Source organism: Klebsiella sp. I138 (genome assembly GCF_051131765.1).
In the GTDB taxonomy this organism is placed as follows: Bacteria; Pseudomonadota; Gammaproteobacteria; order Enterobacterales; family Enterobacteriaceae; genus Klebsiella.
In genome coordinates this window covers 2,086,141-2,112,993 of the sequence record NZ_CP180447.1, presented here as the reverse complement: position 1 = coordinate 2,112,993, position 26,853 = coordinate 2,086,141, and the positions used below count along the sequence as shown (strand labels likewise).

The following is a 26,853-nucleotide window of genomic DNA, read 5'->3' as shown; positions in this document are numbered from 1 at the left end:
TGCTCAGGAGAAAGCCAATGGCCCAGGTCATTAAATTCAGTTGTGATTTACCAAATGGCGTCCATGCCCGCCCGGCCAGTCTGGTGGAAACGTTGTGCAATACCTTCTCGTCTTCAGTCGAGTGGTGGAATACGCGCAGCGACCTGCGCGGCAATGCCAAAAGTGCGCTGGCGATTATTGGCACCAACACCATAAAAGGCGACGAGTGCCACTTGATCATCAGCGGCGAAGATGAACGGCAGGCGTTTGCCGGGCTATCGGCATTTATTGAGGATGAATTTCCGCACTGCGATACGCCGCTGCCCGCAGCGGACACCCTTGAGACACAGCCGATTCCTGAATCGCTGTCCCGCCTTCATCCCTCGCTGTTCTCCGGGCTGCCGGTGTGTGCCGGAAGCGCCGGGGGAACGCTTACCCATCTGCGAACCTTTGACCTGCGCGATTCTGGCACGCTACCGGCGGCCGGCAATATCGAGCAGGAGCAGGCGATGCTGGACAACGGACTGCTGCTGCTGGTTAAAAATATCGAGCTGCGACTGCTGGATAACGACGGAACCGCCAGCGCCATTCTGGACGCGCATCGTTCGCTGGCAACGGACGCTTCTTTGCGCCAGCATCTGCTGGGCGGACTGCTGACCGGCCTGAGTTGCGCCCAGGCAATAGTCGCCAGCGGTGAGCACTTCTGCGCGCAGTTCAGCGACTCCGGCAACCGCTATTTACAGGAGCGGGCGCTGGACGTGCGCGATGTCTGTTTTCAGCTCCTGCAGCATATCTACGGCGAGTCCCGTTTCCCGGCGCCGGGTAAGCTGACCGTCCCTTCGATTTGTCTTGCCGAAGAGTTGACGCCCAGCCAGTTCCTGGAGCTGGATAAAACCCTGCTTAAAGGCCTGCTGCTGAGCGGCGGGGGGACGACCTCGCATACCGTGATTCTGGCGCGTTCGTTTAATATACCGACTCTGGTAGGCGTTGAGATGGCGGCGCTGCGGCCATGGGTAGGCCAACCGGTCTATATCGATGGCAATGCCGGACTGGTGGCGGTTAACCCTGATGAGGCAGTTACGCGCTACTACCAGCAGGAGGCCTGGACTGCGGCGCAAGTGTGCGCTCAGCAGCAGACGTGGCTTGATGAAGAGGGGATAACCAAAGATGGCCTGCGTCTGGAAGTGGCGGCAAATATCGCCCACTCCGTTGAAGCCGCGGCGGCGTTTAGCAACGGTGCGCAGGCGGTCGGGCTGTTCCGAACCGAAATGCTGTACATGGACCGCCCCAGCGCCCCGTCCGAAGACGAACTGTATAATATTTTCTGCCAGGCGCTGGAACCGGCGAACGGCCGCAGCATAATCATCCGCACGATGGATATCGGGGGAGATAAGCCGGTGGCGTATCTCAATATCCCGCCGGAGAACAACCCCTTCCTGGGCTATCGCGCGGTGCGGATTTACGAAGAGTACCAGGCGCTGTTCCGCACTCAGCTCAGGGCCATTCTCCGCGCCTCGGCGCACGGTTCGCTGAAAATAATGATTCCGATGATCTCTTCGATGGAAGAGATCCTGTGGGTGAAAGAAAGGCTGGCCGAGGCCAGGCAATCCCTTCGCGAAGAGCATATTCCGTTCGATGAGAAGATTCCGCTCGGCATCATGCTGGAAGTGCCGTCGGTGATGTTTATTATCGACCAGTGCTGCGAAGAGATTGATTTCTTCAGTATTGGCAGCAACGACCTGACGCAGTATCTGCTGGCGGTGGATCGCGATAACAGCAAGGTCACGCGCCACTACAACAGCCTTAACCCCGCTTTTTTACGCGCGCTGGACTACGCCGTGCAGGCGGTGCATCGCCAGGGGAAATGGATCGGCCTGTGCGGCGAGCTGGGGGCCAAAGGCTCGGTGCTGCCGCTGCTGGTGGGTCTCGGGCTGGATGAACTGAGCATGAGCGCGCCGGCGATTCCGGCGACCAAAGCGCGCCTGGCCCAGTTGGATAGCCGGGCCTGTCGGCAGCTGTTGAATCAGGCCATGCAGTGCCGCACCTCGCTGGAGGTCGAACACTTGTTAGCCCAGTTCCGCATGGCGCAGCAGGATGCGCCGCTGATTACCGCGCAGTGCATCACCTTAAACAGCGACTGGCGCAGCAAAGAAGAGGTGATGAAGGGGATGACCGATAATTTGCTGTTGGCAGGGCGCTGTCGCTATCCGCGTAAGCTGGAAGCGGATCTCTGGGCGCGTGAGGCGGTTTTTTCAACCGGGCTGGGCTTCAGCTTTGCCATACCGCACAGCAAGTCGGAGCACATTGAGCAGTCCACCATCAGCGTGGCGCGCCTGGCGCAGCCGGTGGCGTGGGGAGATGATGAGGCGCAATTTGTGATTATGCTGACGCTGAACAAGCACGCCGCCGGGGATCAGCATATGCGTATCTTCTCTCGTCTGGCGCGGCGCATCATGCATGAGGCGTTTCGCCACGCGTTGGTGACCGCCGAGAGTAGCGAGGCTATCGCGATGTTATTGCAGCGCGAGCTGGAACTGTAAGCGCCTGCCGGACACCCGGCTCGCGGGCTGCCGTATTATCGCGCACGGCAGTCCGCAGGCGACATGCTAGAGGTCCAGCACCAGGCGGCTGCCTTTCGCGCGTGAACAGCAAATCAGCAGGCTCTGCTGGCTGGCCTTTTCGTCATCGCTGAAATACTGGTCGCGGTGATCCGCTTCCCCTTCAAGAATGGTTGTCTCGCAGGTGCCGCACACTCCCTCACGACACAGGCATTCGACCTTCGCCGCTTTATGCTGCTCTATGACCTGCAAAATCGTCATATCCTGCGGCACACAAAGCTCGCGTCCGGACCGCGCCAGCACCAGGGTAAAGGCATCGCCGCCTTTGTCCTCCAGCATAAACTGTTCGAAATGCAGCTGTTCCGGACCAACCTGGCTGCCTTCGGCGGCCGCTTTGACCGCCGCATTGAGGGCCGCAGGGCCGCAGGTATAAACATGGGTTCCGGGTTCCATATCGGCAAACAGGCGAGCAAGGTCAAGACGCGAGCCCAGGGCGGAGACGTGGAGATTGACCCGGTCGCGCCATGCGGACGTGGTCAGCGCTGTCTCGAAGGCGTTATTGTTGGCATCGTGAAAACAGTAGTGCAGCTGCCAGTCAGCCTGCTGTTGTTCAAGCTGCGGAATATGCGACAGGAACGGGGTGATGCCGATCCCTCCGGCGATCAGGACATGTTTTCGCGCCTGCGGAACGATGGCAAACAGGTTTTTGGGCGTGGAGACCGTCAGTCGGTCTCCCACCTGCACCCGCTGATGCATAAAGCGCGATCCGCCTTTCGACGGCGACTCCAGGCGTACGGCAATCTGCCAGGTCGAGGTATCCAGCGGCGAACTCATCAGGGAGTAGGCATTGCTGTAACGCTGTTCGCCCTCCTGCATCTGGACAATGATGTGGCTGCCGCCGCTAAATGGCGGAAGCGGCATTCCACTTTGTGCGGCGAGGGTAAAGCATTTTACCTGGTCGGTCACGGCGGTGACATCGCGCACCACGACTTCAAACATTTGATAATCAGACATCGCTGAACTCCATCAAAAAGCCCGGCGGAGCCACTGCCGCCGCCGGGAGTGTGCCCTTTACAGCCCCTGGCAGAGATACTTCATCTCCAGGTAATCCTCGATACCGTGCGCGGAGCCTTCACGCCCCAGGCCCGACTGCTTCACCCCGCCAAAGGGGGCGACTTCGTTCGAAATCAGTCCGGTATTAATGCCGACCATGCCGTACTCAAGCTGCTCGGACACGCGCCAGATGCGCGCCGCATCGTTGCTGTAGAAGTAGGATGCCAGGCCGTAGAGAGTATCGTTAGCCTGGGCGATGGCTTCTTGCTCGGTATCGAACTTCACCAGCGCGGCGACCGGGCCAAAAATCTCTTCCTGCAGCAGCTGTGAGCCGGGCTGGACATCGCCGATCACCGTAGGCGTAAAGTAGTTCCCGCCCAGCGCGTGAGGCTGGCCACCGTGTAACAGGCGGGCGCCGCGGCTCAGCGCATCATCCAGCAGGGACTGCACCTTGCGTCCGGCATCGGCGTTAATCAGCGGGCCTATCTGGACGCCGGGTTCGTGGCCATCGCCCACCTGGAGTGCGGCGACCCGCGCGATAAACTTATCGCAGAAGCGGTCGTAAACTGCGCGGTGAATGTAGAAACGGTTGACGCAGACGCAGGTCTGCCCGGCGTTGCGGAATTTAGCCACCAGCGCACCCTCAACCGCCTTATCAATATCCGCATCCTCGAAGACGATAAAGGGCGCATTACCGCCCAGCTCCAGCGACACTTTCTTGATGGAGTCTGAACACTGACGCATCAGCACGCGTCCGACTTCGGTAGAGCCGGTAAACGAGAGCTTGCGTACCCGCTCATCGCCGGTCAACACGGCGCAAATTTCCCGCGATTGTCCGGTCACGACATTGATCACGCCAGCAGGAATACCGGCCTGCAGCGCCAGCTCCGCCAGAGCCAGTGCGGTATACGGGGTTTCGTTGGCGGGTTTGACCACCATCGTGCACCCGGCGGCCAGCGCCGGGCCGGCTTTACGGGTGATCATCGCCGCCGGGAAGTTCCATGGGGTAATGGCGGCGCACACGCCGACGCCCTGGCGAATCACCATCAGGCGTTTATCGGCGGTGGGAGAGGGGATTATTTCGCCGTTGGTACGCTTACCCTGTTCGGCAAACCATTCAATAAACGAGGCGGCGTAGGTGATTTCCCCTTCTGCTTCCGCCAGCGGTTTTCCTTGCTCAGCGGTCATAATCTGCGCCAGCGCGCTTTTATTCTCGACAATCAGACGGTGCCAGTCTTTAAGCAGCGTTGCACGCTGGGCTGCGGTTAACGCGCGCCAGGCAGGCAGAGCCTGAGCGGCGGCATCGATGGCGCGCCGTGCGTCGTCGCGGCCCATATTCGGGATCTGCCCGAGGACCGCCCCGGTGGCCGGGTTGCTGACCGTTAAGGTCGCACCATCGTCGGCGGCGCACCACTCGCCGGCAATCAGCGCCTGCTGGCGAAAAAGTGAGGTATCGAACACTGACATAGCAAACTCCTTTAGCGATTAATCCTGGAAAACCTGGGCCACGAGATTGTGGAAGTGGGCGATGCCGTGTTCAGAGATGCCGCTGCCGCTGGCGTCGGCCATGATACGACCCTGACCGCGATAGCCACGTGACTTCAGCCCTTTTTGCACGCTCTCGACCAGTCGCAAATCTTCCGGGCGGAAAACGTCGCGGTACCACTCGATAAGCGCTTTTTGATCGTCGGTCAGCTCCTCGTTGGTGAAGTAGATATCGTAGTTTTGCAGGGTGGTCTCTTCGTCAACCGGGAACTCATAGATCACGGTCATCATGCCTTTGATCGGCGTGACGTTCAGCATGGTGCACGGCCACAGCCAGAAACCGTGGAATGAGGCATCAACGCCTTCTTCAAATTTGAATGACTGCTCAGAAGGTTTGGCGAAGCCATATTGCAGGGTCCAGTTGCCGTGCATGGTGTGCCAGTAGCGGTCGACCTGCACGGAATCCGAGAACCCCGGGTGTGCCGGACCGCAGTGGTAGCACTCAAGATAGTTGTCGACAATGTTCTTCCAGTTTGCCGGCGTGCGGGTGGTGAAACGTGCTGCCAGCTTCAGGTCGTGTACATCCGGGCAGGCCTCCAGCACTTTGTCCTGTAGCCCCGGCAGCTGTGCTTCGACGCCTACGGCGTCCGGGTTCATGTTGATAAAGACAAAGCCGGCGTACTCTTCCAGGCGAACCGGGGTCAGATGGGCCTTTTCGCTGTCGAAGTTGGCGACATTTTCACAGTTGCGCGCGTGGGCTAAATTGCCGTCCAGCTTAAATGCCCAGGCGTGATACGGACAGGTAATGACATTTTTCGCTTTGCCTTCGCCGCTTAATAACTGGTGGCCGCGATGCGGACAAACGTTGTAGAAGGCGCGCAGAATATTGTCCCGACCGCGTACGATAACGATATTTTCACCGATGATTTCCCGGGTGATGTAGTCGTTGGGTTTCGCCAGTTCGCTGCTGTGGGCAACGCAGATCCAGCTGTTGGCGAAAATGCGATCTTTTTCATGTTCGAACGCCTGGCCGTCGGTATAGAAACGGGCCGGGATGGTCCAGGCATCCTGCGGGTTGGCGCAGAAATTGGCGGGCAGGGTAAATTCAGGACTCAAATTGCTCATGTAAGGTCACCTTTGATGATTGTGATTGTAAGATGTTCGGTTACAGCGACGGGTTATCGCTTTTCATTAATGCCCCAGCCGGGGCCTGCGACTCTTTGGTGGTCACATCGGGCGTATAGCTTTCAATCTGATAAGCCGGGATTGCGGCGTAATCCTGTTTTAACCAGCGCAGGAAGCCGGCGGTCTTCACCAGTAAAATGGCGAGGAACGGCAGGGCGGTCAGCACCACGGTGGTTTTCATGGTCTCCAGCGACGCGCCGGTAAACAGTATCGACAGGGGAATAAGCGTAATCATCACGCACCAGAACAGACGCAGTCCGCGCTCCGGATCTTCCCCTTCCCGCAGGTTGCGGGTGCTGGTCGCTGCCATGGTGTAGGCCACGGCATCCATGTGCGAGGCGAGAAAAACAATCATCACGAACAGGTAAGCGGCGAGGAACAGCTTGCCGGCCGGGAGCGACATCAGCACCTGCTGCACGGCGGTTTCGCCGCCCAGGGTCTGCATAATGTTCGGCACATTGATCGTCCCGTTAATGAACTGATGCATGGCGTAGCTTTCCATGACGCCGAAGAAGAACCAGCAGCCAACGGTACTGCCGAGAAGCAGCGCCCAGATAACTTCTTTCACTTTGCGCCCGCGAGAGACGCGGGTAACAAACATGGCCACGCCGGGGGTGTAGGAAATCCACCACAGCCAGTAGAAGACGGTCCAGTTGCGGGTAAAGGCGCCATCGCCAAGTGGGTCGGTAAACAGGCTCATCTGCAGGAAGTTCTGCGTCGTCAGGCCGATAGCGTTGATGATGCTGTTGGTGATGAACTCCGTCGGGCCGACCAGCAATACCACCAGCGGCAGCAGGAATGCACCCCAGCCAACCAGTTTACTCAGGCGCTGCAGGCCGTTGTTGATGCCAATCCAGGAGCTCAGGCAGAAGATACCGCCGGAGAGCAGGATGACAAACGCCTGAACGGTAAAGTTATCCGGCAGACCGGTAAGGGCAGACAGCCCGCGGGTAAAGGTTGCGGCGGTGACCACCAGTGAAATAGTCAGCGCGCCGACGGTCGCTATCAGGAACATCAGATCCACCAGGCGGCCCCAGAACCCTTGCGGGTGCACGCCGGTAATGGCCGAGATAATCCCGGAGAGGCTCAGCCCCTTATTCTTACGTACGTGAAAGTGGTAGGCCATAATCAGTGACGCCAGGGTATAGGTCGCCCAGGCGCTGATGCCCCAGTGGAAGAAGGAATAAGGGATGCTGTATTCCAGCGCTTTTGGCGAGTGCGGGGCAATATTCAGACCGGGCGTCTGGTAATAGTAGGCCCATTCGGCCACACCCCAGTACAGAGTGGAAGACCCCAGTCCGGCGCAGATAAACATAAACAGCCATGAGAGGGTGCTGTACTCCACTTTCCCTTCGCCAAGGCGGATATTGCCGTATTTGCTGGTGGCCAGGTAGAGCACCAGGCCCAGCGCCAGCAGCACCAGAACCTGAACGGCGGAACCGAGCATGCGGGTCACACTATTGAAGATTGTATTTGCCGCCTGCGCGGTTTGCTGCGGGAAGAGACTTAATGCTGCTGCGATAAAAAGGATAGCCACCAGACTTATCGCGATAAGCGGCACATCCTTTTTCTTTACGTTGCTCAACATGGGGGATCTCCTGGGCGTCTGCGCCCGTGTTTGGCTTTAGCCTGTCGTTGTTATCATGCAGTAGGGTCAACGTTCATGATGATGCTGTTGTTAACAATTAAATTATTTCTTCGTTACATGGATTAAACAATTGGCCGTTTCGTGAAGCAATAAAACACGGAACGGAAATAATAAAAGGTGAAATGGCGCAGGTTATCTCCTTGCTGGAACCAATAAAAAAGCCGCGTCAGTGACGCGGCTCTGATTTTATGGTTTGACCTTTAACGCAAAATAGCCTGGCAAATGGCTTCGCTGACCTGCTGGGTGGAGGCGACGCCTTTCATATCCGGCGTTTTCGGCCCACTGGCAATGACCTGCTCGATGGCCTGCAGAATGCCGTCATGGGCGGCCTGATAGCGCGCATCGCCGGCGCCGAGGAAATCCAGCATCATGGCGCCGGCCCAGATAGTGGCAATCGGGTTGGCGATGTTCTTGCCGTAAATATCCGGCGCCGAGCCGTGCACTGGCTCAAACAGCGACGGGAAGGTCCGTTCCGGGTTGAGGTTCGCCGACGGAGCAATACCGATAGTACCGGTACAGGCCGGGCCAAGGTCGGAGAGGATATCGCCGAACAGGTTTGAGCCAACGACCACGTCGAAGCGTTCTGGCTGGAGGACGAAGCGGGCGCACAGGATATCGATATGTTGTTTATCCCAGCGGATATCAGGGTACTGTTGGGCCATGGCCTCTACGCGCTCATCCCAATAGGGCATGCTGATGGCCAGTCCGTTGGACTTGGTGGCGGAGGTCAGGGTTTTACGCGGACGACTTTGCGCCAGTTCGAATGCGTAGCGCAGGATCCGGTCTACGCCGCGACGGGTAAATACCGACTCCTGGATAACCATCTCGTGTTCGGTACCCGGATTCATGCGTCCGCCGAGAGAGGAATATTCCCCTTCGGTATTCTCTCGCACCACGTAGAAATCAATATCGCCGGCTTTTTTACCCGCCAGCGGACAGGGGACGCCGGGGAACAGGCGGACCGGCCGCAGGTTAACGTACTGATCGAACTCCCGGCGAAACTTGAGCAGCGAGCCCCACAGCGAGACGTGATCCGGGACGGTGTCGGGCCAGCCAACGGCACCAAAATAGAGTGCATCAAACGTTTTGAGCTGCTCATGCCAGTCGTCCGGCATCATTTTTCCGTGGTGGGCGTAATACTCGCAGCTGGCCCATTCAATCTGTTCAAAGCTTAATGACAAATCCCAACGTTCAGCCGCGGCTTGTAATACGCGAATACCTTCAGGCAGAACTTCTTTACCAATACCGTCTCCTGGGATGGCGGCAATACGACAGGTTTTCTTCATACCGGTTCTCACTTATTAGCGATGAAAATTGACTTCCTTTCTATCCTATAATTGACTGGTTCATAATCAATCACGCTAACTGGTGAAACATAAAACACAGTTCATGAATAATCTGCCGCTGCTAAATGATTTACGCGTGTTTATGCTGGTTGCCCGTCGCGCCGGTTTTGCCTCCGCTGCCGAAGAGCTCGGCGTTTCGCCGGCGTTTGTCAGTAAACGCATTTCGTTACTTGAGCAGACGCTGAATGTCGTGCTGCTGCACCGCACTACCCGTCGGGTTACCATTACCGAAGAGGGAGAGCGCATCTACGAATGGGCGCAGCGCATTTTGCAGGACGTAGACCAAATGATGGATGAGCTGTCCGATGTGCGTCAGGTACCGCAGGGTACGCTGCGTATTATCAGCAGCTTTGGCTTTGGCCGTCGGGTAGTGGCGCCGGCGCTGTCGGCGCTGGCCCGCCAGTATCCCCAGCTGGAGCTGCGGTTTGATGTTGAGGACCGGCTGGTGGATTTGGTCAACGAAGGCGTCGATCTGGACATTCGCGTGGGCGATGATATTGCCCCCAATCTGATAGCCCGCAAGCTGGCGACCAATCACCGTATTCTCTGCGCGTCACCGGCGTTTCTGGCCCGTCACCCGCAGCCAAGGCAGCTCAGCGATCTGGCAACCTTACCGTGTCTGGTGATTAAAGAGCGCGATCGTCCGTTTGGCGTGTGGCAACTGCACGGAAAAGAGGGGGAGCAGGCGATTAAGGTGACTGGCCCGCTGTCGTCTAACCACGGGGAGATCGTCCATCAGTGGTGTCTGGACGGACAGGGCGTCTCACTGCGCTCATGGTGGGATGTCAGTGAAAATATTGCCAGCGGTCACCTGGTTCATCTGCTGCCGGAATATTATCAACCGGCCAACGTCTGGGCGGTGTATGTGTCGCGGCTGGCGACCTCGGCGAAAATTCGTACCACGGTGGAGTTTTTACGCCACTATTTTCAACAGCACTATCCGCAGCAGTGCAGTGTGAGCCGTGAAACCCGACGCGATACGCAATAGCCCTCCAGGCGGCGGGTGCTGCCGGGAGGGCTGAGTGAACGGTGCATCCGCGCCGGTTGTCGGGTCAACGACCCCGGCGGCAATCATCGAGCACTGGCGGCGTAGCGGGCTATACCCCAAGGCGGTCGCGCAGGCTGTAATATGCGGCGCCCATGGCGGTGAACGGAATACGTAAACTGCGTCCGCCCGGGAACGGATAGTGCGGCAGGTTTGCAAAGGCGTCGAAGCGCTCGGCGTCTCCGCGCAGCAGCTCGGAAATCAACCGCCCGGCGAGGTGGGTACAGGTCACGCCGTGGCCGCTGTAGCCCTGCATGTAATAAATATTGTTATCCAGACGGCCAAACTGCGGCATTCTTGAGAGCGTCAGCAGGAAGTTGCCGGTCCAACGGTAATCGATTTTCACCCCTTTTAGCTGGGGGAAAGTCTTCAGCAGCTTCGGCATGATCAGGCGCTCAACGTCGTCCGGATCCCGGGCACCGTAAACCACGCCACCGCCGTACAGCAGACGGTTATCACCGGTCAGGCGATAGTAGTCCAGCAGGTAGTTGCAGTCTTCCACGCAGTAATTTTTCGGGATCAGCGAACGGGCGACATCCTCAGACAGTGGTTCGGTGGTGACGACCTGAGTGCCGCACGGCATACTGCGTTTGGCCAGCTCCGGCTCCACTTTATCGCCCAGATAGGCGTTGCCAGCGACGATCACGTAGCGTGCGGTAACCTGGCCTTTAGCCGTGGTGACGACCGCCGGGCTGGTGTGCTGGATGCGGGTGACCGGCGATTGCTCAAACACCCGGCCGCCGTTCAGGCGAATGGCATCCGCTTCGCCGATGGCCAGATTCAGGGGATGAATATGACCACCGCTGTGATCGAGCAGGGCGCCGGCATAACGATCGCTGTTGACTTCACGGCGGATGGCGTTGGCATCGAGCAGCTCCAGCTGCTTGTTGCCGTAGCGCTCCCAGTTCTCTTTTTGCTCTTCCAGCGTTTCCAGCTGTTTGTGATTCATCGCCACAAACAGGCCGCCGGGGCGATAGTCGCACTGGATTTGGTAGCGCTGGATGCGTTCGCGGATAATCTCGCCGCCTTCAAACATCATGCTGCCGAGCATTTTTGCCGCGTCCGGTCCGTAGGTTTTTTCAATCACGTCGATATCGCGGCTGTAGGAGTTAACCAGCTGACCGCCGTTGCGCCCGCTGGCGCCAAAGCCGATCCGGGCACTTTCCAGCAGCACCACGTCATAGCCCATTTCGGCAAGATGTAAGGCCGAAGAGAGGCCGGTATAGCCGCCGCCGACAACGCAGACGTCGCAGCTGATGGACTCACTCAGCGTCGGAAACGGTTCGTATTGATTGGCGCTGGCGGCGTAATAACTGGTGGTATGTTCGGTCATGATTAAGACTCCAGAGTCATCCATATCGTTTTCAGTTCGGTGAATTTTTCCAGCGCGTGCAGAGACTTATCACGTCCATTACCGCTTTGCTTATAACCGCCAAACGGCACGGTCATATCACCATCGTTATAGTTGTTCACAAACACGGAGCCGGCTTTCAGGCGACGGCTCATGCGGTGAGCACGGGACAGGTCGCGCGTCCATACCGCGGCTCCCAGGCCGTAATGGCTGTCGTTGGCAAGCCGCAGCGCCTCTTCTTCTGAAGTGAAGCGGGTGACGACCAGAACCGGACCAAAAATCTCTTCCCGGCTCAGAGGCGAAGCCGGGTCGACATCGACGAAAATGGTCGGGCCAACGGCGGCAGGCCACGGGTTTTTCCGGCCATCGAGCAGCAGAGTACTGTGGCTTTCGCCTACGCGGATGAAGCTGTGCACGCTGTCGGCATGGGTGTTATCAATTAGCATGCCCATCGTGGTGTTCGGGTCGAGCGGGTTGCCCGGCTGCCAGAGACGAGCCTGCTCCTGCAGACGGCTGAGGAACTCATCGGCGATACTGTCTTCAACCAGCAGGCGGGTACCGGCGATGCAGACCTGGCCCTGGTTGTAGAAGATGCCGCCAGCGGTCGCGTTGACCGCTTTTTGCAGGTCCGGGCAGTCGGCAAAGACGATATTGGCGCTTTTACCGCCCGCCTCCAGCCAGACGCGTTTCATGTTGCTGTCGCCTGCGTCTTTTAGCAGCTGCTTGCCGGTGCGAGTGGAGCCGGTAAAGGTGATGACCTCGACGTCGGAGTGCAGTGACAGGGCCTGACCGGCTTCGTGACCAAAACCGCTGATCACGTTCAGTACGCCGTCAGGCAGTCCGGCTTCTTTCGCCAGGCCGGCAAGGCGCAGGGCGGTCAGCGGAGATTTTTCAGAAGGCTTAAGAATGATGCTGTTGCCGGTCGCCAGCGCCGGGCCGAGTTTCCAGCAGGCCAGCAGCAGCGGAAAGTTCCACGGTACCACGGCGGCAATGACGCCTACCGGCTCACGGATGATCATCGCCAGCTCGTTGACGCCGGTTGGCGCAACTTCGCCGTACACCTTGTCGATGGCTTCTGCATACCAGCGGATGGCCCGGGCGGCGCCGGGAATATCGTCACGCAGACTGTGGCGAATGGGCTTCCCGGTATCGAGCGTTTCCAGCAGCGCCAGCTCTTCCCGGTGAGTTTCCATCAGGTCTGCCAGCTTATTGAGCACGGCTTTACGCTTTGCGGGCGTCGCCTGCGACCAGTCGCCGCGTTCAAAGACGCTGCGTGCGGCCTGAACGGCGAGGTCGACGTCGGCTTTTTTACCGCGGGCGACGTGCGCCAGGGTGTGCTGCGCGGCGGGGTCGAGGGTTTCAAACGTGGTATTATCGACAGCAGAGCAATATTCGCCATTAATAAATAACCGCGTTTCAATCTCCATGCTTTTCGCTTTATCCTGCCACCAGGCCAGATGTTTGAAATCCATATAAGACTCCTTAATCACATAATCGAATAGTGGGCATTTCAGACAGCACAGGGCGAAGGGCGTCCCCGGAGTCAGATACCGTCTTTAGCGCGTTTTATTTGCGCGTATTATTGAGGCCAGCAGGAAATAAGATTCCGCACTACGCGCGTATTATTTGCGTGTTCTTCGCTCCGCCGGAAAGAGGGCATCCGACGGAGCAGGCCAGAAGAAAGCCTGAAACGTGCTCAGGCTAAAAAATCAGAATGTGGTGGGGGTGTGGGCACTGATAATTCGGCAAATACCTGCCGAAGTATTGCTGAAACTGTGCGGTATGCCGGTATTAATGGCATAGCTTTGTCCAGCAACCAGATGATACGACTGACCATTGATGACCAGTACGACTTCACCTTCCAGTATGGTGCCGATTTCCTCACCTTGATGTTTGATCCTCTCCCCGGTCGTGGTTCCAGGCTGGTAAGTTTCAAAAATCATCGCCAGCGTACGGTTCGGATTTCCGTTATGCACCAGCTTCATCGAAACCCCCTGACTGCCGATTTCGATAAGGTCATCCTGATTAATAACCACCTGCGGTTCATCAGGTTTTTCTGGTTCAGAAAAGAATTCCGAGAGCGACAGCCCATAAACTTTCAGCAGCTTTTGCAGCGTACTGATGGCAGGACTGACTTTGTCCTGTTCTATGGTGCTGATGGCACTATGTGTTAACCCAGACAGTTCGGCGGCACGACGTTGTGAAAGACCCAGCTGTTGGCGGATCTCTGACAGACGTTTTCCTGGCGCCAGTCCGTCATCGCTCATATTTGCATTTCCTTAACTGTAATGGTCAGAGCCGCGACTTTTCAGCCATCTGGTTCTGACAGGCGGTGATAAAACCTTCAAACAACAGACGCGACAGGGCGTATTCACTACTGTTCCATTCAGGGTGCCACTGTACCCCCAGCGCGAAGGGATGGTCATTGACGCTGACCGCCTCTGCCAGCCCATCCGAAGAACGGGCTTCGACGCGCAAACGCGAGCTTAATGTTTTTGCTCCCTGCCCATGTAGCGAGTTTACCCAAAACGTGTTGCAGCCCGGTATTAACTGAGAAAGTAATCCTCCCTTCTGAACCTGTACTTCGTGAGAAGGCGCATATTGCTGCTCGACCGGCAGCTCCGGATCTTCGCGATGTTCGAGGAGTTGCGGCTGCTCGAAAAGACGACGATACAGAGTCCCACCGGTGGCGACAACCAGTTCCTGTAACCCACGGCAGATGGCGAAAATGGGGATACGCCTTTCGAGTGCGGCGTTAATCAATGCCATGCTCAGAAGATCACGCCCGGGATCGGCGTCAGGCTCATCGCCGTTTTCACCATAAAGGTGCGGCTGCACATTGCTAGGGCTGCCCGGCAGATAAATTCCGTCCAGTTTAGGTAACAGCGCGGCAAGCAGTTCCGGTTCCGCCAGCGCGTGGGGCAGAGCAATCGGCAGTCCGCCAGCGTTAATAATTGCATTCAGGTATTTTTCTTGCAGGGTCTGGGTCTGGTGACCCTTCAGCCTGTTCCTGCACATCACGACACCAATTACTGGCTTGTACATTATATTTTCCATGATCGCCCTCACAAAGTGGACTAAATTATGACCATTTAGCGCTTCAAATGGCCATATCGTTCAATATTTTCTCAATCTAGCAGTGGAAATAGCCGTTTGCAAACTTAATTTAACATTTGACAAACATTTTGTTTGCATACACATTCGAAGGGTGGACATTATATTTAACGGCAAGAAAGCCGAAGTCCGAAACCAACACAACGGCGGTGAATGATGGAAACCAATATTGTAGAAGTTGAGAATTTTGTTCAGCAGTCAGAAGAGAGACGGGGCAGCGCATTCACTCATGAAGTGAAGCGCTACCTTGAGCGGTACCCGAATACGCAGTATGTCGATGTGTTGCTGACCGATCTGAACGGCTGTTTCCGCGGCAAGCGCATCCCGGTCTCCAGCCTGAGCAAACTGGAAAAAGGGTGCTACTTCCCGGCCTCCGTGTTTGCGATGGATATTCTGGGGAATGTGGTTGAAGAAGCCGGCCTGGGCCAGGACATGGGTGAACCGGACTGCACCTGCATCCCGGTACCGGGGACCTTAACCCCCTCTGCCGCCGACCCGGAATCTATCGGCCAGCTGCAGCTGACCATGGTTGATGAAGATGGCGCTCCCTTTGACGTTGAGCCGCGGAACGTACTCAATCGCCTCTGGCAGCAGCTGCGCCAGCGTGGATTGTTCCCCGTGGTAGCGGTAGAGCTGGAGTTCTATTTACTCGATCGCAAACGCGATGCCGAAGGCTATTTGCAGCCGCCTTGTGCACCGGGTACCGGCGATCGCAACACCCAAAGCCAGGTCTACTCCGTGGATAACCTTAACCACTTTGCCGACGTGCTCAACGACATTGATGAGCTGGCTCAGCTACAGCTGATTCCGGCCGATGGTGCGGTAGCGGAAGCGTCACCGGGCCAGTTCGAAATCAACCTTTATCACACCGATAACGTGCTGGATGCCTGCGATGATGCGCTGGCGTTAAAACGCCTCGTGCGTTTGATGGCCGAGAAGCATAAGATGCATGCCACTTTTATGGCCAAGCCTTATGAAGAGCATGCTGGCAGTGGGATGCACATCCATATCAGTATGCAAAATAACAAGGGCGAAAACGTTCTGGCAGACGCCGATGGCGAAGATTCTGCGCTGCTGAAACGCGCGCTTGCCGGGATGATTGACCTGATGCCGGCGTCGATGGCGCTGTTGGCACCGAACGTGAACTCCTACCGTCGCTTTCAGCCGGGCATGTACGTCCCGACTCAGGCTTCATGGGGGCATAACAACCGGACGGTGGCGCTGCGGATCCCCTGCGGCGATCGGCAGAATCATCGCGTGGAGTATCGCGTTGCGGGGGCTGATGCCAACCCTTATCTGGTGATGGCGGCGATCTTTGCCGGCATTTTGCACGGTCTGGATAATACGCTGCCGCTGCAGGAAGAAGTCGAAGGGAATGGCCTTGAGCAAGAAGGGCTGCCGTTCCCAATCCGTCAAAGCGATGCGCTGTGGGAGTTTATGCAAAACGATCACCTGCGCGAGCGTCTGGGTGAACGTTTCTGTCACGTTTATCACGCCTGTAAGCATGACGAATTGTTGCAGTTTGAACGTCTTATCACAGAAACAGAAATTGACTGGATGTTGAAAAACGCCTGATTGTCGCCCCGCAAGGGGCCCATAGATTTTATTGAGAAGTAGCATCATACGGCCTGAGCGGAGCCTGGTCGGACGTTTTTGCTGGGAGTCCAGCCATTTCCCGGATGTCGCGTAAAGGAGCGCAGGCGATAACGGGCTTCAGTTAACGACAGAGTGTGTGACGAGGTAAGTGATGATGCAGATGTTCAAATATCCGCAGGGAGAAGGGGGCCATGAAGGCCGCAATGCATGCCGTAAACAGGCTGAATTAACCGCCGCGCGTCGGTATGTTTTAACCGATTATTTATGCCTTACCCCCTTGCTAAGCAGGTTTGTCACCCGGTCATTGTGCCCACAAACCCACGTTTACATGGGGGGGGATAACTATGGCTGCTAACGCTTCTCTCGACATCTCATCCGAGGCGGGAAAACCCCGTCTGCGCAAGTCGCTCAAGCTCTGGCAGGTAGTTGTGATGGGGCTGGCCTATCTCACGCCGATGTCGGTGTTTGACACCTTTGGTATTGTGTCCGGGATCAGCAACGGTCACGTGCCGGCTTCTTATATTCTGGCGCTGGCTGGGGTGCTGTTTACCGCCATCAGCTACGGCAAGCTGGTGCGTCAGTTCCCGGAAGCGGGTTCGGCGTATACCTATGCGCAGAAGTCGATTAGCCCGTACGTGGGTTTTATGGTGGGCTGGTCATCGCTGCTGGATTATCTCTTTTTACCGATGATCAACGTATTACTGGCGAAGATCTATCTGTCGGCGCTGTTCCCGGAAGTGCCACCGTGGATCTGGGTGGTGGGTTTCGTCGCCATTCTGACTGCCGCAAACCTCAAAAGCGTCAATCTGGTGGCAAACTTCAATACGCTGTTTGTGCTGGTGCAGATTGCGATCATGGTGGTCTTTATTTTCCTGGTTGTTGAGGGACTGCATAAGGGGGAAGGGGTTGGTACCGTCTGGTCGCTGCAGCCGTTTATCAGCCAGAACGCCCATCTGATCCCGATTATCACCGGGGCGACGATTGTCTGTTTCTCGTTCCTTGGCTTTGATGCAGTCACGACGCTGTCGGAAGAGACGCCGGATGCCGCGCGCACTATTCCGAAAGCTATTTTCCTGACGGCAGTCTATGGCGGGATTATCTTTATCGTTGCCTCCTTCTTCATGCAGCTCTTTTTCCCCGACATCAGCCGCTTTAAGGACCCTGATGCGGCGCTGCCGGAAATTGCGCTGTACGTCGGCGGGAAGCTGTTCCAGTCGATCTTCCTCTGTACCACTTTCGTGAATACGCTGGCGTCAGGTCTGGCATCTCACGCCAGCGTCTCCCGCCTGCTGTATGTCATGGGGCGCGATAACGTCTTCCCGGAACGTATTTTCGGCTACGTGCATCCGAAATGGCGAACGCCGGCGCTGAACGTATTGATGGTTGGGGTCGTGGCGATGTCGGCGCTGTTCTTTGACCTGGTGACCGCAACGGCGCTGATTAACTTCGGTGCACTGGTCGCGTTTACTTTCGTCAACCTGTCGGTGTTCAACCACTTCTGGCGGCGCAAAGGCTTTAACAAAACGTGGAAGGATCGTGTCCACTACCTGATTCTGCCGCTGATTGGCGCGGCGACGGTGGCGGTGCTGTGGGTTAATCTGGAGGCAACATCATTGACGTTGGGGCTGGTGTGGGCGGCGGTAGGGCTGCTTTATCTGACCTGGCTGACCCGCCGCTTCCGTAAGCCTCCACCGCAGTTTGATGCCCGTAAAGCAGAGCAGGCCTGGGAGTCGTAATCATTCAGGCTGATCAGGAAGAAAAGAATAAAAGCAGGCATTGTGCCTGCTTTTATTTTTCCGTGACAGACGATGGAACATCGTGACACATAGAGAGAGGCTACCTTTTCTTCTTATGGGTCGGGAGCTGGCTGGCGCGGCGTTCTTTGACGTATGACACCAGACTGTAAATTGCCACTCCCAGCAAAATGACCGCGACAACAATGAGAATAATACCGGACATAAGCGATCCTGGGCTTGAGTTGAAAACCATGCACTCTATTAAGTTGCGTGTAAGATAGCATCAGGATGTGTCTGAAATATGACTCGCTTTGGTATTAAAAGCGAAAAAAATCAGCATGATAAAATCATGCAGACCGACATGATCCGCCATTTTGTCGGTCGGGTAACAATCCGTTAAGTGATTTTACAGACGTGCGGGCCCCGGGCTGATACTCTGCACGTGAGTAAGAATTGTCTGAGAATAATGCATGCGTAATCAACATATCGTTGGCCTGGTTGGGCTGACACTCGCCCTGACTTCATTGACCGCTATGGCCGAGTCAGATCGCCAACAAACCCGTGAACGTATCGTGGATCAGGTGCTAAAACCCTGTGAAGGTAAAAAAGCCGGGGACAAAGTGGTGATGGTCGATCGTCGCGGCGGCGAGCATGAAGCTATCTGTACACTGGCGGCGGTACCGCTACCGGAGTAACGCCCGCCGTCACCGGATCAGAGATTTCCCGTACCACCGTCCACCTGCAGTTCGGTGCCTACCACATAGCTGGACTCATCCGATGCCAGATACAGGGCCGCTTTGGCCAGCTCCTGCGGTGTGCCCATCCGGCCTAATGGTACCAGGTTTTTGATCTCCTCTTGCAGGTTGCTCAAGGCCTGGGCGCTCAGGCCCAGCTTATCCAGCGCCGGGGTGCGGACCGGGCCCGGGCTCAGGCCGTTCACGCGGACGCCGCTCGGCAGCAGCTCCGCCGACAAGGTGCGCGCCAGCGACAGCAGCCCGGCTTTGCTGGCGGCATAGGCGCTGCTGGTGGGCAGGCCGATGTGAGCGCTGACCGACCCGCAGAGAATCACCGATGCCGGGTTAGCGAGCAGCGGCAGCAGCGCCTGCAGCAAGAAAAACGGGCCTTTCAGATTGACGTTCATTATCCGATCCCACTGCGCTTCCTGCCATTCACCGAAGGGGCCGTGGGTGACATCCCCGGCGTTGATAAATACGGCATCCAGCTGCGGCCAGCGACTGGCCAGGGTGGTTGCCAGCTGCTGTTGCCCGGCAGCGTCGCCAGAATCTGCGGCAATGACCCAGGCTTGCTCCCCCAATATTGCCTGCGCCTGTTCAAGGGCCAGCGGATGACGACCGGTGACCGCAACCCGCGCCCCTTCGGCGATAAACTCCTGTGCCGTGGCGAGACCAATGCCGCTGGTGCCGCCGGTTATCAGCGTATATTTTCCTGCTAAACGTCCCATGATCTTCTCCTGACCGTGCTCTGGAAAAGGGACTATAAAAGCTTTAGTATCCAAAGGATACCAGGTACCAATTGGATACTAATGAGGCGAAAGGTGTGCTATGGCGAAGACAGCGGTGCGCGTCGGGGAAAATAATTTTGTGCAGCAGTCTTGCCCGATGACCGACTTTGTTAATCTGATTGCCGGCAAGTGGGCGATCCCGATTCTCTACCGGCTGATTGTCCTCAATGCGCCGGTGCGTTTTGGTGAGCTGCTGCGCGCGGCGGCGCCGATTACGCAAAAAGAGCTGACTCGTCAGCTGCGGCTGTTTGAGCAGCGCGGGCTGGTGTCGCGCTGCGTCTACCCCGAAATCCCCCCTCGCGTTGAATACCAGATAACCGCCCTGGGGCTGTCAATGCGCAGCGCGCTACAGCCGCTGGCGGAGTGGATGAGCCAGCACGGTCATCTGCTTAAACGTTAAGAAGGGCGATAGCGCGGCGCAGGCTGGCCGGTACGCGCGCTGGTGAACAGCGCCAGCCGCGTCTGGTCGAAATTATCCCAGAGCGTCAGATCGTGAACCGGCGGCAGGGTGATATTTTCTCCCTGATCCAACCCGCTGAGCGCCGCGTCTACCAGGTCTTCCGTGGTCATCACCGAGCCCGCCGGCAGAGCGTCAAGGGCGACGCCGGAGGTGGGCCATAGCGCCGTCGCGGTGGCCGCCGGGAGCACCGCCTGAATGCGCAGCCCGCTGTCGGCAAACTCCTCTCCAAGCGCACGGGTAAAGCTCAGCACCCACGCCTTGCTGGCGCTATAAACGGCGCTGCCCGGCAGCGCGTGGAGCGCCAGAATCGAGGCGATATTGATAAGTGTCCCTTGGCCGCGCGGGCGGAAAGCGGCCAGCGCGGCATAGCTCAGGCGCAGCAGGGCGGTGGTATTCAGGGTATGAATCATCTGGTGCTCGCGCACATCCGTGGTCAGCAATCCCCCCATTTTCGCCGTGCCGGCGTTGTTAATCACCATCGCGATCGTCGGATCCGATTGCAGGCGCGCTTCTACGGCACCGATACCATTTTCTTCGCTCAGGTCGGCCTTGAGTACGTCAGCGTGAATGCCATACAGGCTTTGCAGCTCTTCGGCGAGAGCCTGCAAACGCGCCTCACGGCGAGCGACCAGAATCAGGTTAAAGCCGCGGGCCGCGAGGCGTCCTGCGTAAACGGCGCCGATGCCGGAAGAGGCGCCGGTAATTAAAGCGGTATAGGTTGTCATGGTGTTGTCTCTGCTGGTTTGGTTTCATAATTAAACTTAATTCAGCATGAGATAATTGGTTTAATAATGCAACCAATTGACGGGAATTATTTTTATATAATGTAAGGTTAAAATGAAATAATAATTTAAATCAGTCTGTTACAGGAAGCCTGGCGCTAATGTCATCAGGCTGTAGGGTCCGGCCATCGGCGGACTGGAGCACCAGTTTGCGCAGCGGCTGGCGCGTCAGGTTATCCACCAGTACGGTGACGGGGTCGTCGGGCGCCAACAGAAACTCGTCGGCCCATTGCGCGAGCGCTACCAGCACGGTTTGCAGCCCGCGGCCTTTTTCGGTGAGCACGTACTCCTGCCATGCACTGCCGTCGGAGGCGGGCTGCATCGTCAGAATGCCTTCTTCCACCAGCATTTTCAGGCGTCCGGCCAGCATGTTTTTAGCGATGCCAAGGTGCTTTTGAAATTCGCTAAAGCGCCGGGTTCCACTCAGGGCATCGCGGACGATAAGCAGCGACCACCAGTCGCCAATGACATCCAGTGAGCGGGCGATAGGGCAACTGCTGTTTTCCAGACGGGTACGTTTCACGATAGCTCCTGTTGCTTCAGTCGTTTTATTATAAAACTATTTCCCCGGACAGATAAAAGTTTCTCCCGTTGCATCAGTTTGCGAGCTGCCGGGCGGAAAAATGTCATCAATTTGTCACAATGAAAGCGATGATAATCACTGACTGAGGATTAAGGGATGAAAAAGAGTCTACTTGCCAGCGTCGTTGCCGGGGCCATCATGTTTTCCGCTGCAGGCCAGGCACAGGAGCAGACGGCGCCGCAGGGCTATCAGCTACAGCAGGTGTTGATCATGAGTCGCCACAATCTGCGCGCGCCGCTGGCCAACAACGGCAGCGTGCTGGAGCAGTCAACGCCAAAATCATGGCCGGAGTGGGATGTTCCCGGCGGTCAGTTGACCACCAAGGGCGGGGTGCTTGAAGTCTACATGGGGCACTACATGCGCGAATGGCTGGCGCAGCAGGGGCTGGTCACCCGCGGTGAATGTCCGCCGGAGAATGCGGTTTACGCCTACGCCAACAGTCTGCAACGTACCGTGGCGACCGCGCAGTTCTTTATTACCGGCGCGTTTCCCGGCTGTGGCGTCACGGTGCATCATCAGCCGAAAATGGGCACCATGGACCCGACTTTTAACCCAGTTATTACCGACGATTCCGCCGCATTCAGCGAAAAAGCCGTCCAGGCGATGGAAAAAGAGCGGCAGACGATGCAGCTGGCCGATAGCTACAAGTTGCTTGAGGTGATGACGGATTATCAAAACTCGCCATCCTGCAAAGAGAAGCAGCAGTGCTCCCTGAGCGATGGCAAAGATACCTTTAGCGCCAAATATCAGCAGGAGCCGGGCGTTTCCGGGCCGTTGAAGGTGGGTAATTCGCTGGTTGATGCGTTTACGTTGCAGTATTACGAAGGCTATCCGCTGGATCAGGTCGCGTGGGGCGAAATCAAAACCGACAAGCAGTGGCAGGTGTTATCGAAGCTGAAAAACGGCTATCAGGATAGCCTGTTCACCTCGCCGGAAGTGGCGCGTAACGTGGCGAAACCGCTGGTGAAATATATCGATAACGCGTGGGTTGGCGATGCCGCTCAGGCGGCGAAAGTGACGCTGTTGGTCGGGCATGACTCCAACATTGCCTCGCTGCTGACGGCGCTGGATTTCAAGCCTTATCAGCTGCACGACCAGTATGAACGCACCCCGATCGGCGGAAAAATTGTTTTCCAGCGCTGGCATGATAGCGGGGCAAATCGTGAGCTGATGAAAATTGAATATGTGTATCAAAGCACATCGCAGCTGCGTAATAGCGACACGTTAACGCTGCAATCCCCGCCTCAGCGGGTGACCCTGGCGCTGAACGGCTGCCCGGTGGACGCGAACGGTTTCTGTCCAATGGAGACATTTAAGCAGGTTATGAACGACGCCGCGAAATAGAAAAAAACGGACCGGCCAGTGATGGCCGGTCCGGTTATCGTTCCGTCGGCCCGGTTGTAGCGCCGGGCCGGTAGGTCACACGTTTTTACGCTCGATGGTCTGTTCACCCCAGAAAAGGGCGTCTTTATCCGTTTTCGCGAAGGCCAAAGACAACACTTCATCGCTGCCTTCTTCCCAAATTTTTTCTGCTAACTTTTCATCGTATTTGGCTAATTCGAAAATCGCTTCGGCGATCTCTAAAGAGGTATTTCGTAAACTTGCCCATTCACCCACGTGGTGGGCTTTCGCTTCTTGAGTTGGCATGCAAATCCTCCTGCTGAAGGTTAGCCGTGTAGTTTAACTGCCAGTCCTGCGACGTGTTCACCCTGATAGCGGGCGATTGCCAGTTCTTCCTGACTCGGCTGACGGGAGCCGTCGCTGCCGGCGATAGTCGTCGCCCCATACGGTGTGCCGCCGCGAACCGCCGACACATCAAAAAGCTCCTGCGCGCCGTAGCCGATCGGCACAATGACCATGCCGTGATGGGCAAGCGTCGTCCAGGTGGAGGTAATCGTCTGCTCTTGCCCGCCGCCGGTACCGGTGGAGCAAAATACGCTGGCCAGTTTGCCGTACAGCGCACCCGATGCCCACAGGCCGCCGGTTTGATCCAGGAAGGTGCGCATTTGTCCGGACATATTGCCGAAACGGGTTGGGGTACCAAAGATGATGGCGTCATACTCTGCCAGTTCCTGTGGCGTGGCGACGGGCGCATTCTGCGTTTTCCCGCCTGCTTTGGCAAACGCCTCAGCATGCATAGTTTCCGGCACGCGCTTCACAACCACCTCAACGCCGTCTACTTTGTTCGCCCCTTCGGCGACGGCATGAGCCATGGTCTCGATGTTTCCATACATTGAATAATAAAGCACCAGAATTTTAGCCATTTGCATCACTCCTCGGTTGCGTTATAGACCAGTCAAACGACTGGCTACCTTTAAAGATAAGGCGTCTGGCTAAGAGTGCAAATCTAACAATCATTTATTTGATTTATAACAAAATTGCAAAGAACGCATTTGTCGCAAAAAGAAACATCTTCCTCGGCCCGCTTTTCGTGAGTGATAAGAGATGGTTAGCCTGTTGCAGACCGCGAGATACCCGTTTTGCAGGCGGAGTTGTTTCAGGATGTTACTATTTACTGAGTGAATGAGTTTCATTCACTACGCTTAACAGCACGCGATACGAAAATGGCCATGCCATATGCCGCAGAGCTGCGGCCTCGTATTGTAGGCAATGCAAGATGATGTCTAACCAAGTGGAGGTCAGTGATGGCAAACCATCGTGGCGGTTCCGGCAACTTTGCCGAGGATCGTGAAAGAGCATCAGAAGCAGGTCGTAAGGGTGGCCAGCATAGCGGGGGGAACTTCAAAAACGATCCCCAGCGCGCCTCGGAAGCGGGCAAAAAAGGAGGAAAAAACAGTCACGGTAACCGTCATAGCTGACGCACGCGGCTGACTGTTTACGATGTGGTTTTAATCTCCTGAGCGCCAGCCACATCCTCCTCGCCGCCGGCATTTGCCGGCGGTTTTTTTATGGTTCACTGGGGCGATTAGCGGTTGTTATGTCGGTCCGCGTTAACGGGGGGTTATACGGGGGTGACGTCGGGTTGTTCTGCTTCATGGGTGCGGCGGTTAAGCAGCGCATGAAGTAGAATCGCGCCGAAGGTGGCCGTTCCGATCCCGCCAAGGGTAAAACCACCCAGTGACAGGGCGAAATCCCCGGCGCCGAGCACCAGCGTTACCGCCACCATAATCAGATTGCTGTTCAGACTGAGGTCAACCCGGTTCTGCACCCAGATACGCGCGCCGGCGACCGCAATCAGTCCGAAGACCACAATCGATGCCCCGCCGATAACCGGGCCGGGAATAGTGTGGATCAGCGCGCCAAACTTCGGCGAAAAACCGAGCAGAATAGCAATCAACGCCGCGGCGACGAAAACCAGCGTGGAGTAGACTTTGGTTACCGCCATTACGCCGATGTTTTCCGCGTAAGTGGTCACGCCGCTGCCGCCCACCGCGCCGGAGAGCATCGTGGCCAGCCCGTCGCCGACGAACGCCCGACCCATATACGGGTCCATATTGCGCCCGGTCATCCCGGCCACCGCTTTCAGGTGACCGAGGTTTTCCGCCACCAGAATCACCGCCACCGGGGCTATCAGCATCATCGCCGGGCCGTTAAAGGTCGGCGCGGTGAAGTGCGGCAGCCCAAACCACGCGGCCTGTTGCAGTAAGGTAAAGTCGAGCGGTTTACCCAGACCGAGAACATTCGCCAGCAGCGCATACAGCCCACAGGCGACGATCAGGCCAACGAGGATCAGCAGCCGTTGGATCATGCCCCGGGTAAAGACCGCCACCAGTCCGATACACAGTACGGTCAGGACCGCCATCCAGCCATCGAAGGCGCTGGCCGAGACGCTGTGTACGGCAATTGGCGCGAGATTGAGCCCTATAGCCATCACTACCGCGCCGGTCACCACCGGCGGCATCAGCCGTTCAATCCAGCGGGTGCCGATTTTCATCACCACCACGCCAATCAGGGTATACACCAGACCACAGGCGATGATGCCTCCCAGGGCGACGCTAAGATGCGGGTTGAGCCCCTGGCCATTAAAGCCGGTGACGGCAATCACTACGCCGATAAAGGCGGCGCTGGAACCCAGATAGCTGGGTACCCGGCCGCCGGTCACCAGGAAAAACAGCAGCGTACCGATCCCGGACAGCAAAATCGCCAGGTTAGGATCCAGCCCCATCAGAATCGGCATCAGTACGGTGGCGCCAAACATGGCGACCGCGTGCTGGACGCCCATGACCATCGTTTGCCCAATGGAGAGCCGTTCATCAGGGGCCACCACGCCGGACGCGGCGGAAGGGGAGGTCAACTGCCAGCGAGGAAAATCGAAAAGTGCCATGATGATATCCCGGGTTTGAGGTTAACAGACTGGACGCATGAGCGTGTGGTAGCCGCGGTCGAACCACATCAGGCCGCGCGGCTCTGGATGTCTGACGATGGCGGCAACTTCGCAGAACAAAATGTCGTGGGTGCCGACGCTGACTATCTGACTGATGCGACAATCGAAGCTGACCAGCGCATCTACCAGGCGTGGGCAGCCGGTGAGGCCGACTTGCCATTCGGCGGCGGCGAAACGCTCGGCCATCGGTGTTTTACCGCCAAAGACGTTGGAGAGCGACTCCTGGCCTGCCGCCAGCGTGTTGACGCACAGCGCCTGGTGCTGGCTGAAGGTCGGCCACACCGAAGCAGAACGGTTGAGGCAGACCAGCAGCGTCGGCGGCGTATCGGTGACGCTACAGACCGCGCTGGCGGTAAAGCCGGCCCGCCCCGCCGGGCCATCGGTAGTAATAACGTTCACCGCGGCACCGACCTGGGCCATGGCGTCACGATAACTCTGTTTATCCGCTACGGGCATAGTGGCTCCTTACGCCAGCTGGCAGGCATCATCAAAGGGAAGGCGCGGCAGGCGGCCATACAGTAGGGTTTCGTCGCCATAACCGATATTGATCAGCAGGTTGCTCTTCCAGCCGTTTTCGGCAAAGAACGCCGCATCGACTTTGTCGCGGTCAAACCCGGACATCGGCCCGGTATCGAGCCCGAGGGCGCGGCAGGCGAAAATCAGATACGCCGCCTGCAGGGAGCTGTTGCGAAAGGCGGTCTCTTCCGCCAGCTGTGGGCTGGAGGTGAACCAGCTGCGGGCATCGCCGTGGGGAAACAGCACGGGCAGCCGATCGTAGAAGGCGCTGTCCCAGGCAACGATGGCGGTCACCGGCGCGCGCAGAGTTTTCTCAAGATTGCCGCTGGAGAGCGTCGGGCGCAGCTTCTCTTTGCCCTCAGGCGTGCGGACAAAAACGATCCGTGCAGGGGAGCAGTTGGCAGAGGTCGGGCCCATTTTCATCAGGTCATATATTTCCTGTAGCAGGCTATCGCTGACCGGTTTATCCAGCCAGCCGTTGTGGGTGCGGGCGTGTGTAAACAGACTGTCACGCGCGCTTTGGTTAATGCTTTCGCTCATAGATTCTCC

The 26,853-nt window shown here is 57.2% G+C and carries 26 protein-coding genes; 8 read left to right on the top strand and 18 right to left on the bottom strand.

Going from position 1 to position 26,853, the window contains the following annotated elements:
• The first annotated feature begins 17 nt into the window (after positions 1–17).
• Positions 18–2,519: a phosphoenolpyruvate--protein phosphotransferase gene (gene ptsP / locus ACMYSK_RS09895; RefSeq protein WP_434642434.1), complete on the top strand. Its 2,502-nt coding sequence runs from the start codon at positions 18–20 to the stop codon at positions 2,517–2,519.
• A gap of 66 nt (positions 2,520–2,585) precedes the next feature.
• Here ptsP and ACMYSK_RS09890 read toward each other — a convergent pair whose 3' ends face one another.
• The 5 genes from ACMYSK_RS09890 to ACMYSK_RS09870 all read right to left on the bottom strand — a co-directional run bounded on the left by ACMYSK_RS09890 (position 2,586) and on the right by ACMYSK_RS09870 (position 9,194).
• On the bottom strand, positions 2,586–3,551 hold the full coding sequence (locus ACMYSK_RS09890) for a PDR/VanB family oxidoreductase (RefSeq protein WP_434642431.1): 966 nt from the start codon (positions 3,549–3,551) through the stop codon (positions 2,586–2,588).
• A gap of 57 nt (positions 3,552–3,608) precedes the next feature.
• The gene (locus tag ACMYSK_RS09885; protein ID WP_434642429.1) at positions 3,609–5,057 is read right to left on the bottom strand and encodes an NAD-dependent succinate-semialdehyde dehydrogenase; all 1,449 of its coding nucleotides are present in this window, start codon (positions 5,055–5,057) and stop codon (positions 3,609–3,611) included.
• Positions 5,058–5,075: 18 nt separating this feature from the next.
• On the bottom strand, positions 5,076–6,200 hold the full coding sequence (gene yeaW, locus ACMYSK_RS09880) for a carnitine monooxygenase, oxygenase subunit YeaW (RefSeq protein ID WP_434642426.1): 1,125 nt from the start codon (positions 6,198–6,200) through the stop codon (positions 5,076–5,078).
• Positions 6,201–6,240: 40 nt separating this feature from the next.
• A complete protein-coding gene (locus tag ACMYSK_RS09875; RefSeq protein WP_434642423.1) occupies positions 6,241–7,848 on the bottom strand; it encodes a BCCT family transporter in 1,608 nt (535 codons plus the stop codon).
• A 260-nt stretch (positions 7,849–8,108) separates the two neighbouring features.
• Complete coding sequence (locus ACMYSK_RS09870) at positions 8,109–9,194, bottom strand: tartrate dehydrogenase (RefSeq protein WP_434642420.1); 1,086 nt, start codon at positions 9,192–9,194, stop codon at positions 8,109–8,111.
• Between the two features lie 82 nt (positions 9,195–9,276).
• On the opposite strand from ACMYSK_RS09870, the gene ACMYSK_RS09865 reads away from it, so the two are divergent.
• Positions 9,277–10,242 carry a LysR substrate-binding domain-containing protein gene (locus ACMYSK_RS09865; RefSeq protein ID WP_434642417.1) on the top strand — a complete coding sequence of 322 codons (966 nt, stop codon included), beginning with the start codon at positions 9,277–9,279 and terminating at the stop codon, positions 10,240–10,242.
• A 109-nt stretch (positions 10,243–10,351) separates the two neighbouring features.
• On the opposite strand, the gene ACMYSK_RS09860 is transcribed toward ACMYSK_RS09865, so the two are convergent.
• From ACMYSK_RS09860 to puuD, 4 genes are all read right to left on the bottom strand, one after another.
• Positions 10,352–11,632, bottom strand: a complete 1,281-nt coding sequence (locus ACMYSK_RS09860; RefSeq protein WP_434642414.1) for an NAD(P)/FAD-dependent oxidoreductase — start codon at positions 11,630–11,632, stop codon at positions 10,352–10,354.
• 2 nt (positions 11,633–11,634) lie between these two features.
• Positions 11,635–13,122, bottom strand: a complete 1,488-nt coding sequence (gene puuC, locus ACMYSK_RS09855) for an aldehyde dehydrogenase PuuC (RefSeq protein ID WP_434642412.1) — start codon at positions 13,120–13,122, stop codon at positions 11,635–11,637.
• A 237-nt stretch (positions 13,123–13,359) separates the two neighbouring features.
• The gene (puuR, locus tag ACMYSK_RS09850) at positions 13,360–13,917 is read right to left on the bottom strand and encodes an HTH-type transcriptional regulator PuuR (protein ID WP_004860381.1); all 558 of its coding nucleotides are present in this window, start codon (positions 13,915–13,917) and stop codon (positions 13,360–13,362) included.
• Between the two features lie 25 nt (positions 13,918–13,942).
• On the bottom strand, positions 13,943–14,695 hold the full coding sequence (puuD, locus tag ACMYSK_RS09845) for a gamma-glutamyl-gamma-aminobutyrate hydrolase (RefSeq protein WP_434642410.1): 753 nt from the start codon (positions 14,693–14,695) through the stop codon (positions 13,943–13,945).
• 225 nt (positions 14,696–14,920) lie between these two features.
• Here puuD and ACMYSK_RS09840 point away from each other — a divergent pair, with 225 nt between their 5' ends.
• Complete coding sequence (locus tag ACMYSK_RS09840) at positions 14,921–16,339, top strand: glutamine synthetase family protein (RefSeq protein WP_434644016.1); 1,419 nt, start codon at positions 14,921–14,923, stop codon at positions 16,337–16,339.
• A 365-nt stretch (positions 16,340–16,704) separates the two neighbouring features.
• On the top strand, positions 16,705–18,096 hold the full coding sequence (locus ACMYSK_RS09835) for an APC family permease (protein ID WP_434642407.1): 1,392 nt from the start codon (positions 16,705–16,707) through the stop codon (positions 18,094–18,096).
• Between the two features lie 100 nt (positions 18,097–18,196).
• On the opposite strand, the gene ACMYSK_RS09830 is transcribed toward ACMYSK_RS09835, so the two are convergent.
• Positions 18,197–18,319, bottom strand: coding sequence for a small membrane protein (locus ACMYSK_RS09830; RefSeq protein WP_434642405.1), 123 nt, complete (start codon positions 18,317–18,319; stop codon positions 18,197–18,199).
• A gap of 247 nt (positions 18,320–18,566) precedes the next feature.
• Between ACMYSK_RS09830 and ACMYSK_RS09825 the strand changes: the two genes are divergently transcribed.
• Entirely contained in the window at positions 18,567–18,791 is a 225-nt protein-coding gene (locus ACMYSK_RS09825; RefSeq protein WP_434642403.1) for a hypothetical protein, read from the top strand.
• Positions 18,792–18,808: 17 nt separating this feature from the next.
• On the opposite strand, the gene ACMYSK_RS09820 is transcribed toward ACMYSK_RS09825, so the two are convergent.
• The gene (locus tag ACMYSK_RS09820; RefSeq protein WP_434642400.1) at positions 18,809–19,558 is read right to left on the bottom strand and encodes an SDR family oxidoreductase; all 750 of its coding nucleotides are present in this window, start codon (positions 19,556–19,558) and stop codon (positions 18,809–18,811) included.
• Positions 19,559–19,658: 100 nt separating this feature from the next.
• Between ACMYSK_RS09820 and ACMYSK_RS09815 the strand changes: the two genes are divergently transcribed.
• Positions 19,659–20,018, top strand: coding sequence for a winged helix-turn-helix transcriptional regulator (locus tag ACMYSK_RS09815; protein WP_434642397.1), 360 nt, complete (start codon positions 19,659–19,661; stop codon positions 20,016–20,018).
• Here ACMYSK_RS09815 and ACMYSK_RS09810 read toward each other — a convergent pair.
• Positions 20,015–20,803: an SDR family NAD(P)-dependent oxidoreductase gene (locus tag ACMYSK_RS09810; protein WP_434642394.1), complete on the bottom strand. Its 789-nt coding sequence runs from the start codon at positions 20,801–20,803 to the stop codon at positions 20,015–20,017. The two genes, ACMYSK_RS09815 and ACMYSK_RS09810, sit on opposite strands and share 4 nt — an antisense overlap.
• A gap of 130 nt (positions 20,804–20,933) precedes the next feature.
• Positions 20,934–21,383 (bottom strand): winged helix-turn-helix transcriptional regulator, encoded by a 450-nt coding sequence (locus ACMYSK_RS09805; RefSeq protein WP_434642392.1) that lies wholly within the window; start codon positions 21,381–21,383, stop codon positions 20,934–20,936.
• Between the two features lie 156 nt (positions 21,384–21,539).
• Here ACMYSK_RS09805 and agp point away from each other — a divergent pair, with 156 nt between their 5' ends.
• On the top strand, positions 21,540–22,787 hold the full coding sequence (gene agp / locus ACMYSK_RS09800; protein WP_434642390.1) for a bifunctional glucose-1-phosphatase/inositol phosphatase: 1,248 nt from the start codon (positions 21,540–21,542) through the stop codon (positions 22,785–22,787).
• Positions 22,788–22,862: 75 nt separating this feature from the next.
• Here agp and ACMYSK_RS09795 read toward each other — a convergent pair whose 3' ends face one another.
• Together ACMYSK_RS09795 and wrbA are read right to left on the bottom strand one after the other, a co-directional pair.
• Entirely contained in the window at positions 22,863–23,090 is a 228-nt protein-coding gene (locus ACMYSK_RS09795; RefSeq protein WP_004860407.1) for a YccJ family protein, read from the bottom strand.
• Between the two features lie 20 nt (positions 23,091–23,110).
• The gene (gene wrbA, locus ACMYSK_RS09790; RefSeq protein WP_434642387.1) at positions 23,111–23,707 is read right to left on the bottom strand and encodes an NAD(P)H:quinone oxidoreductase; all 597 of its coding nucleotides are present in this window, start codon (positions 23,705–23,707) and stop codon (positions 23,111–23,113) included.
• Positions 23,708–24,088: 381 nt separating this feature from the next.
• On the opposite strand from wrbA, the gene ACMYSK_RS09785 reads away from it, so the two are divergent.
• Positions 24,089–24,262: a general stress protein gene (locus tag ACMYSK_RS09785; RefSeq protein WP_004860412.1), complete on the top strand. Its 174-nt coding sequence runs from the start codon at positions 24,089–24,091 to the stop codon at positions 24,260–24,262.
• 143 nt (positions 24,263–24,405) lie between these two features.
• On the opposite strand, the gene rutG is transcribed toward ACMYSK_RS09785, so the two are convergent.
• The 3 genes from rutG to ACMYSK_RS09770 are packed head-to-tail and all read right to left on the bottom strand — an operon-like array spanning position 24,406 to position 26,844.
• Positions 24,406–25,728, bottom strand: coding sequence for a pyrimidine utilization transport protein G (rutG, locus tag ACMYSK_RS09780; protein ID WP_434642384.1), 1,323 nt, complete (start codon positions 25,726–25,728; stop codon positions 24,406–24,408).
• 21 nt (positions 25,729–25,749) lie between these two features.
• Positions 25,750–26,244: an NADH-dependent FMN reductase RutF gene (gene rutF / locus ACMYSK_RS09775; RefSeq protein ID WP_434642381.1), complete on the bottom strand. Its 495-nt coding sequence runs from the start codon at positions 26,242–26,244 to the stop codon at positions 25,750–25,752.
• A gap of 9 nt (positions 26,245–26,253) precedes the next feature.
• Complete coding sequence (locus ACMYSK_RS09770) at positions 26,254–26,844, bottom strand: malonic semialdehyde reductase (RefSeq protein ID WP_434642379.1); 591 nt, start codon at positions 26,842–26,844, stop codon at positions 26,254–26,256.
• Positions 26,845–26,853: the final 9 nt, after the last annotated feature.

Bases quoted from the DNA above. Each gene is read 5' to 3' on its own strand.
- puuR (WP_004860381.1), bottom strand. From the start codon at position 13,917: ATGAGCGATGACGGACTGGCGCCAGGAAAACGTCTGTCAGAGATCCGC.
- ACMYSK_RS09870 (WP_434642420.1), bottom strand. From the start codon at position 9,194: ATGAAGAAAACCTGTCGTATTGCCGCCATCCCAGGAGACGGTATTGGT.
- ACMYSK_RS09770 (WP_434642379.1), bottom strand. From the start codon at position 26,844: ATGAGCGAAAGCATTAACCAAAGCGCGCGTGACAGTCTGTTTACACAC.
- wrbA (WP_434642387.1), bottom strand. From the start codon at position 23,707: ATGGCTAAAATTCTGGTGCTTTATTATTCAATGTATGGAAACATCGAG.
- agp (WP_434642390.1), top strand. From the start codon at position 21,540: ATGAAAAAGAGTCTACTTGCCAGCGTCGTTGCCGGGGCCATCATGTTT.
- rutG (WP_434642384.1), bottom strand. From the start codon at position 25,728: ATGGCACTTTTCGATTTTCCTCGCTGGCAGTTGACCTCCCCTTCCGCC.
- ACMYSK_RS09820 (WP_434642400.1), bottom strand. From the start codon at position 19,558: ATGGGACGTTTAGCAGGAAAATATACGCTGATAACCGGCGGCACCAGC.
- ACMYSK_RS09825 (WP_434642403.1), top strand. From the start codon at position 18,567: ATGCGTAATCAACATATCGTTGGCCTGGTTGGGCTGACACTCGCCCTG.
- ptsP (WP_434642434.1), top strand. From the start codon at position 18: ATGGCCCAGGTCATTAAATTCAGTTGTGATTTACCAAATGGCGTCCAT.
- puuC (WP_434642412.1), bottom strand. From the start codon at position 13,122: ATGGATTTCAAACATCTGGCCTGGTGGCAGGATAAAGCGAAAAGCATG.
- rutF (WP_434642381.1), bottom strand. From the start codon at position 26,244: ATGCCCGTAGCGGATAAACAGAGTTATCGTGACGCCATGGCCCAGGTC.
- puuD (WP_434642410.1), bottom strand. From the start codon at position 14,695: ATGTACAAGCCAGTAATTGGTGTCGTGATGTGCAGGAACAGGCTGAAG.
- ACMYSK_RS09795 (WP_004860407.1), bottom strand. From the start codon at position 23,090: ATGCCAACTCAAGAAGCGAAAGCCCACCACGTGGGTGAATGGGCAAGT.
- ACMYSK_RS09830 (WP_434642405.1), bottom strand. From the start codon at position 18,319: ATGTCCGGTATTATTCTCATTGTTGTCGCGGTCATTTTGCTGGGAGTG.
- ACMYSK_RS09840 (WP_434644016.1), top strand. From the start codon at position 14,921: ATGGAAACCAATATTGTAGAAGTTGAGAATTTTGTTCAGCAGTCAGAA.
- ACMYSK_RS09810 (WP_434642394.1), bottom strand. From the start codon at position 20,803: ATGACAACCTATACCGCTTTAATTACCGGCGCCTCTTCCGGCATCGGC.
- ACMYSK_RS09885 (WP_434642429.1), bottom strand. From the start codon at position 5,057: ATGTCAGTGTTCGATACCTCACTTTTTCGCCAGCAGGCGCTGATTGCC.
- ACMYSK_RS09785 (WP_004860412.1), top strand. From the start codon at position 24,089: ATGGCAAACCATCGTGGCGGTTCCGGCAACTTTGCCGAGGATCGTGAA.
- ACMYSK_RS09835 (WP_434642407.1), top strand. From the start codon at position 16,705: ATGGCTGCTAACGCTTCTCTCGACATCTCATCCGAGGCGGGAAAACCC.
- yeaW (WP_434642426.1), bottom strand. From the start codon at position 6,200: ATGAGCAATTTGAGTCCTGAATTTACCCTGCCCGCCAATTTCTGCGCC.
- ACMYSK_RS09860 (WP_434642414.1), bottom strand. From the start codon at position 11,632: ATGACCGAACATACCACCAGTTATTACGCCGCCAGCGCCAATCAATAC.
- ACMYSK_RS09875 (WP_434642423.1), bottom strand. From the start codon at position 7,848: ATGTTGAGCAACGTAAAGAAAAAGGATGTGCCGCTTATCGCGATAAGT.
- ACMYSK_RS09890 (WP_434642431.1), bottom strand. From the start codon at position 3,551: ATGTCTGATTATCAAATGTTTGAAGTCGTGGTGCGCGATGTCACCGCC.
- ACMYSK_RS09815 (WP_434642397.1), top strand. From the start codon at position 19,659: ATGGCGAAGACAGCGGTGCGCGTCGGGGAAAATAATTTTGTGCAGCAG.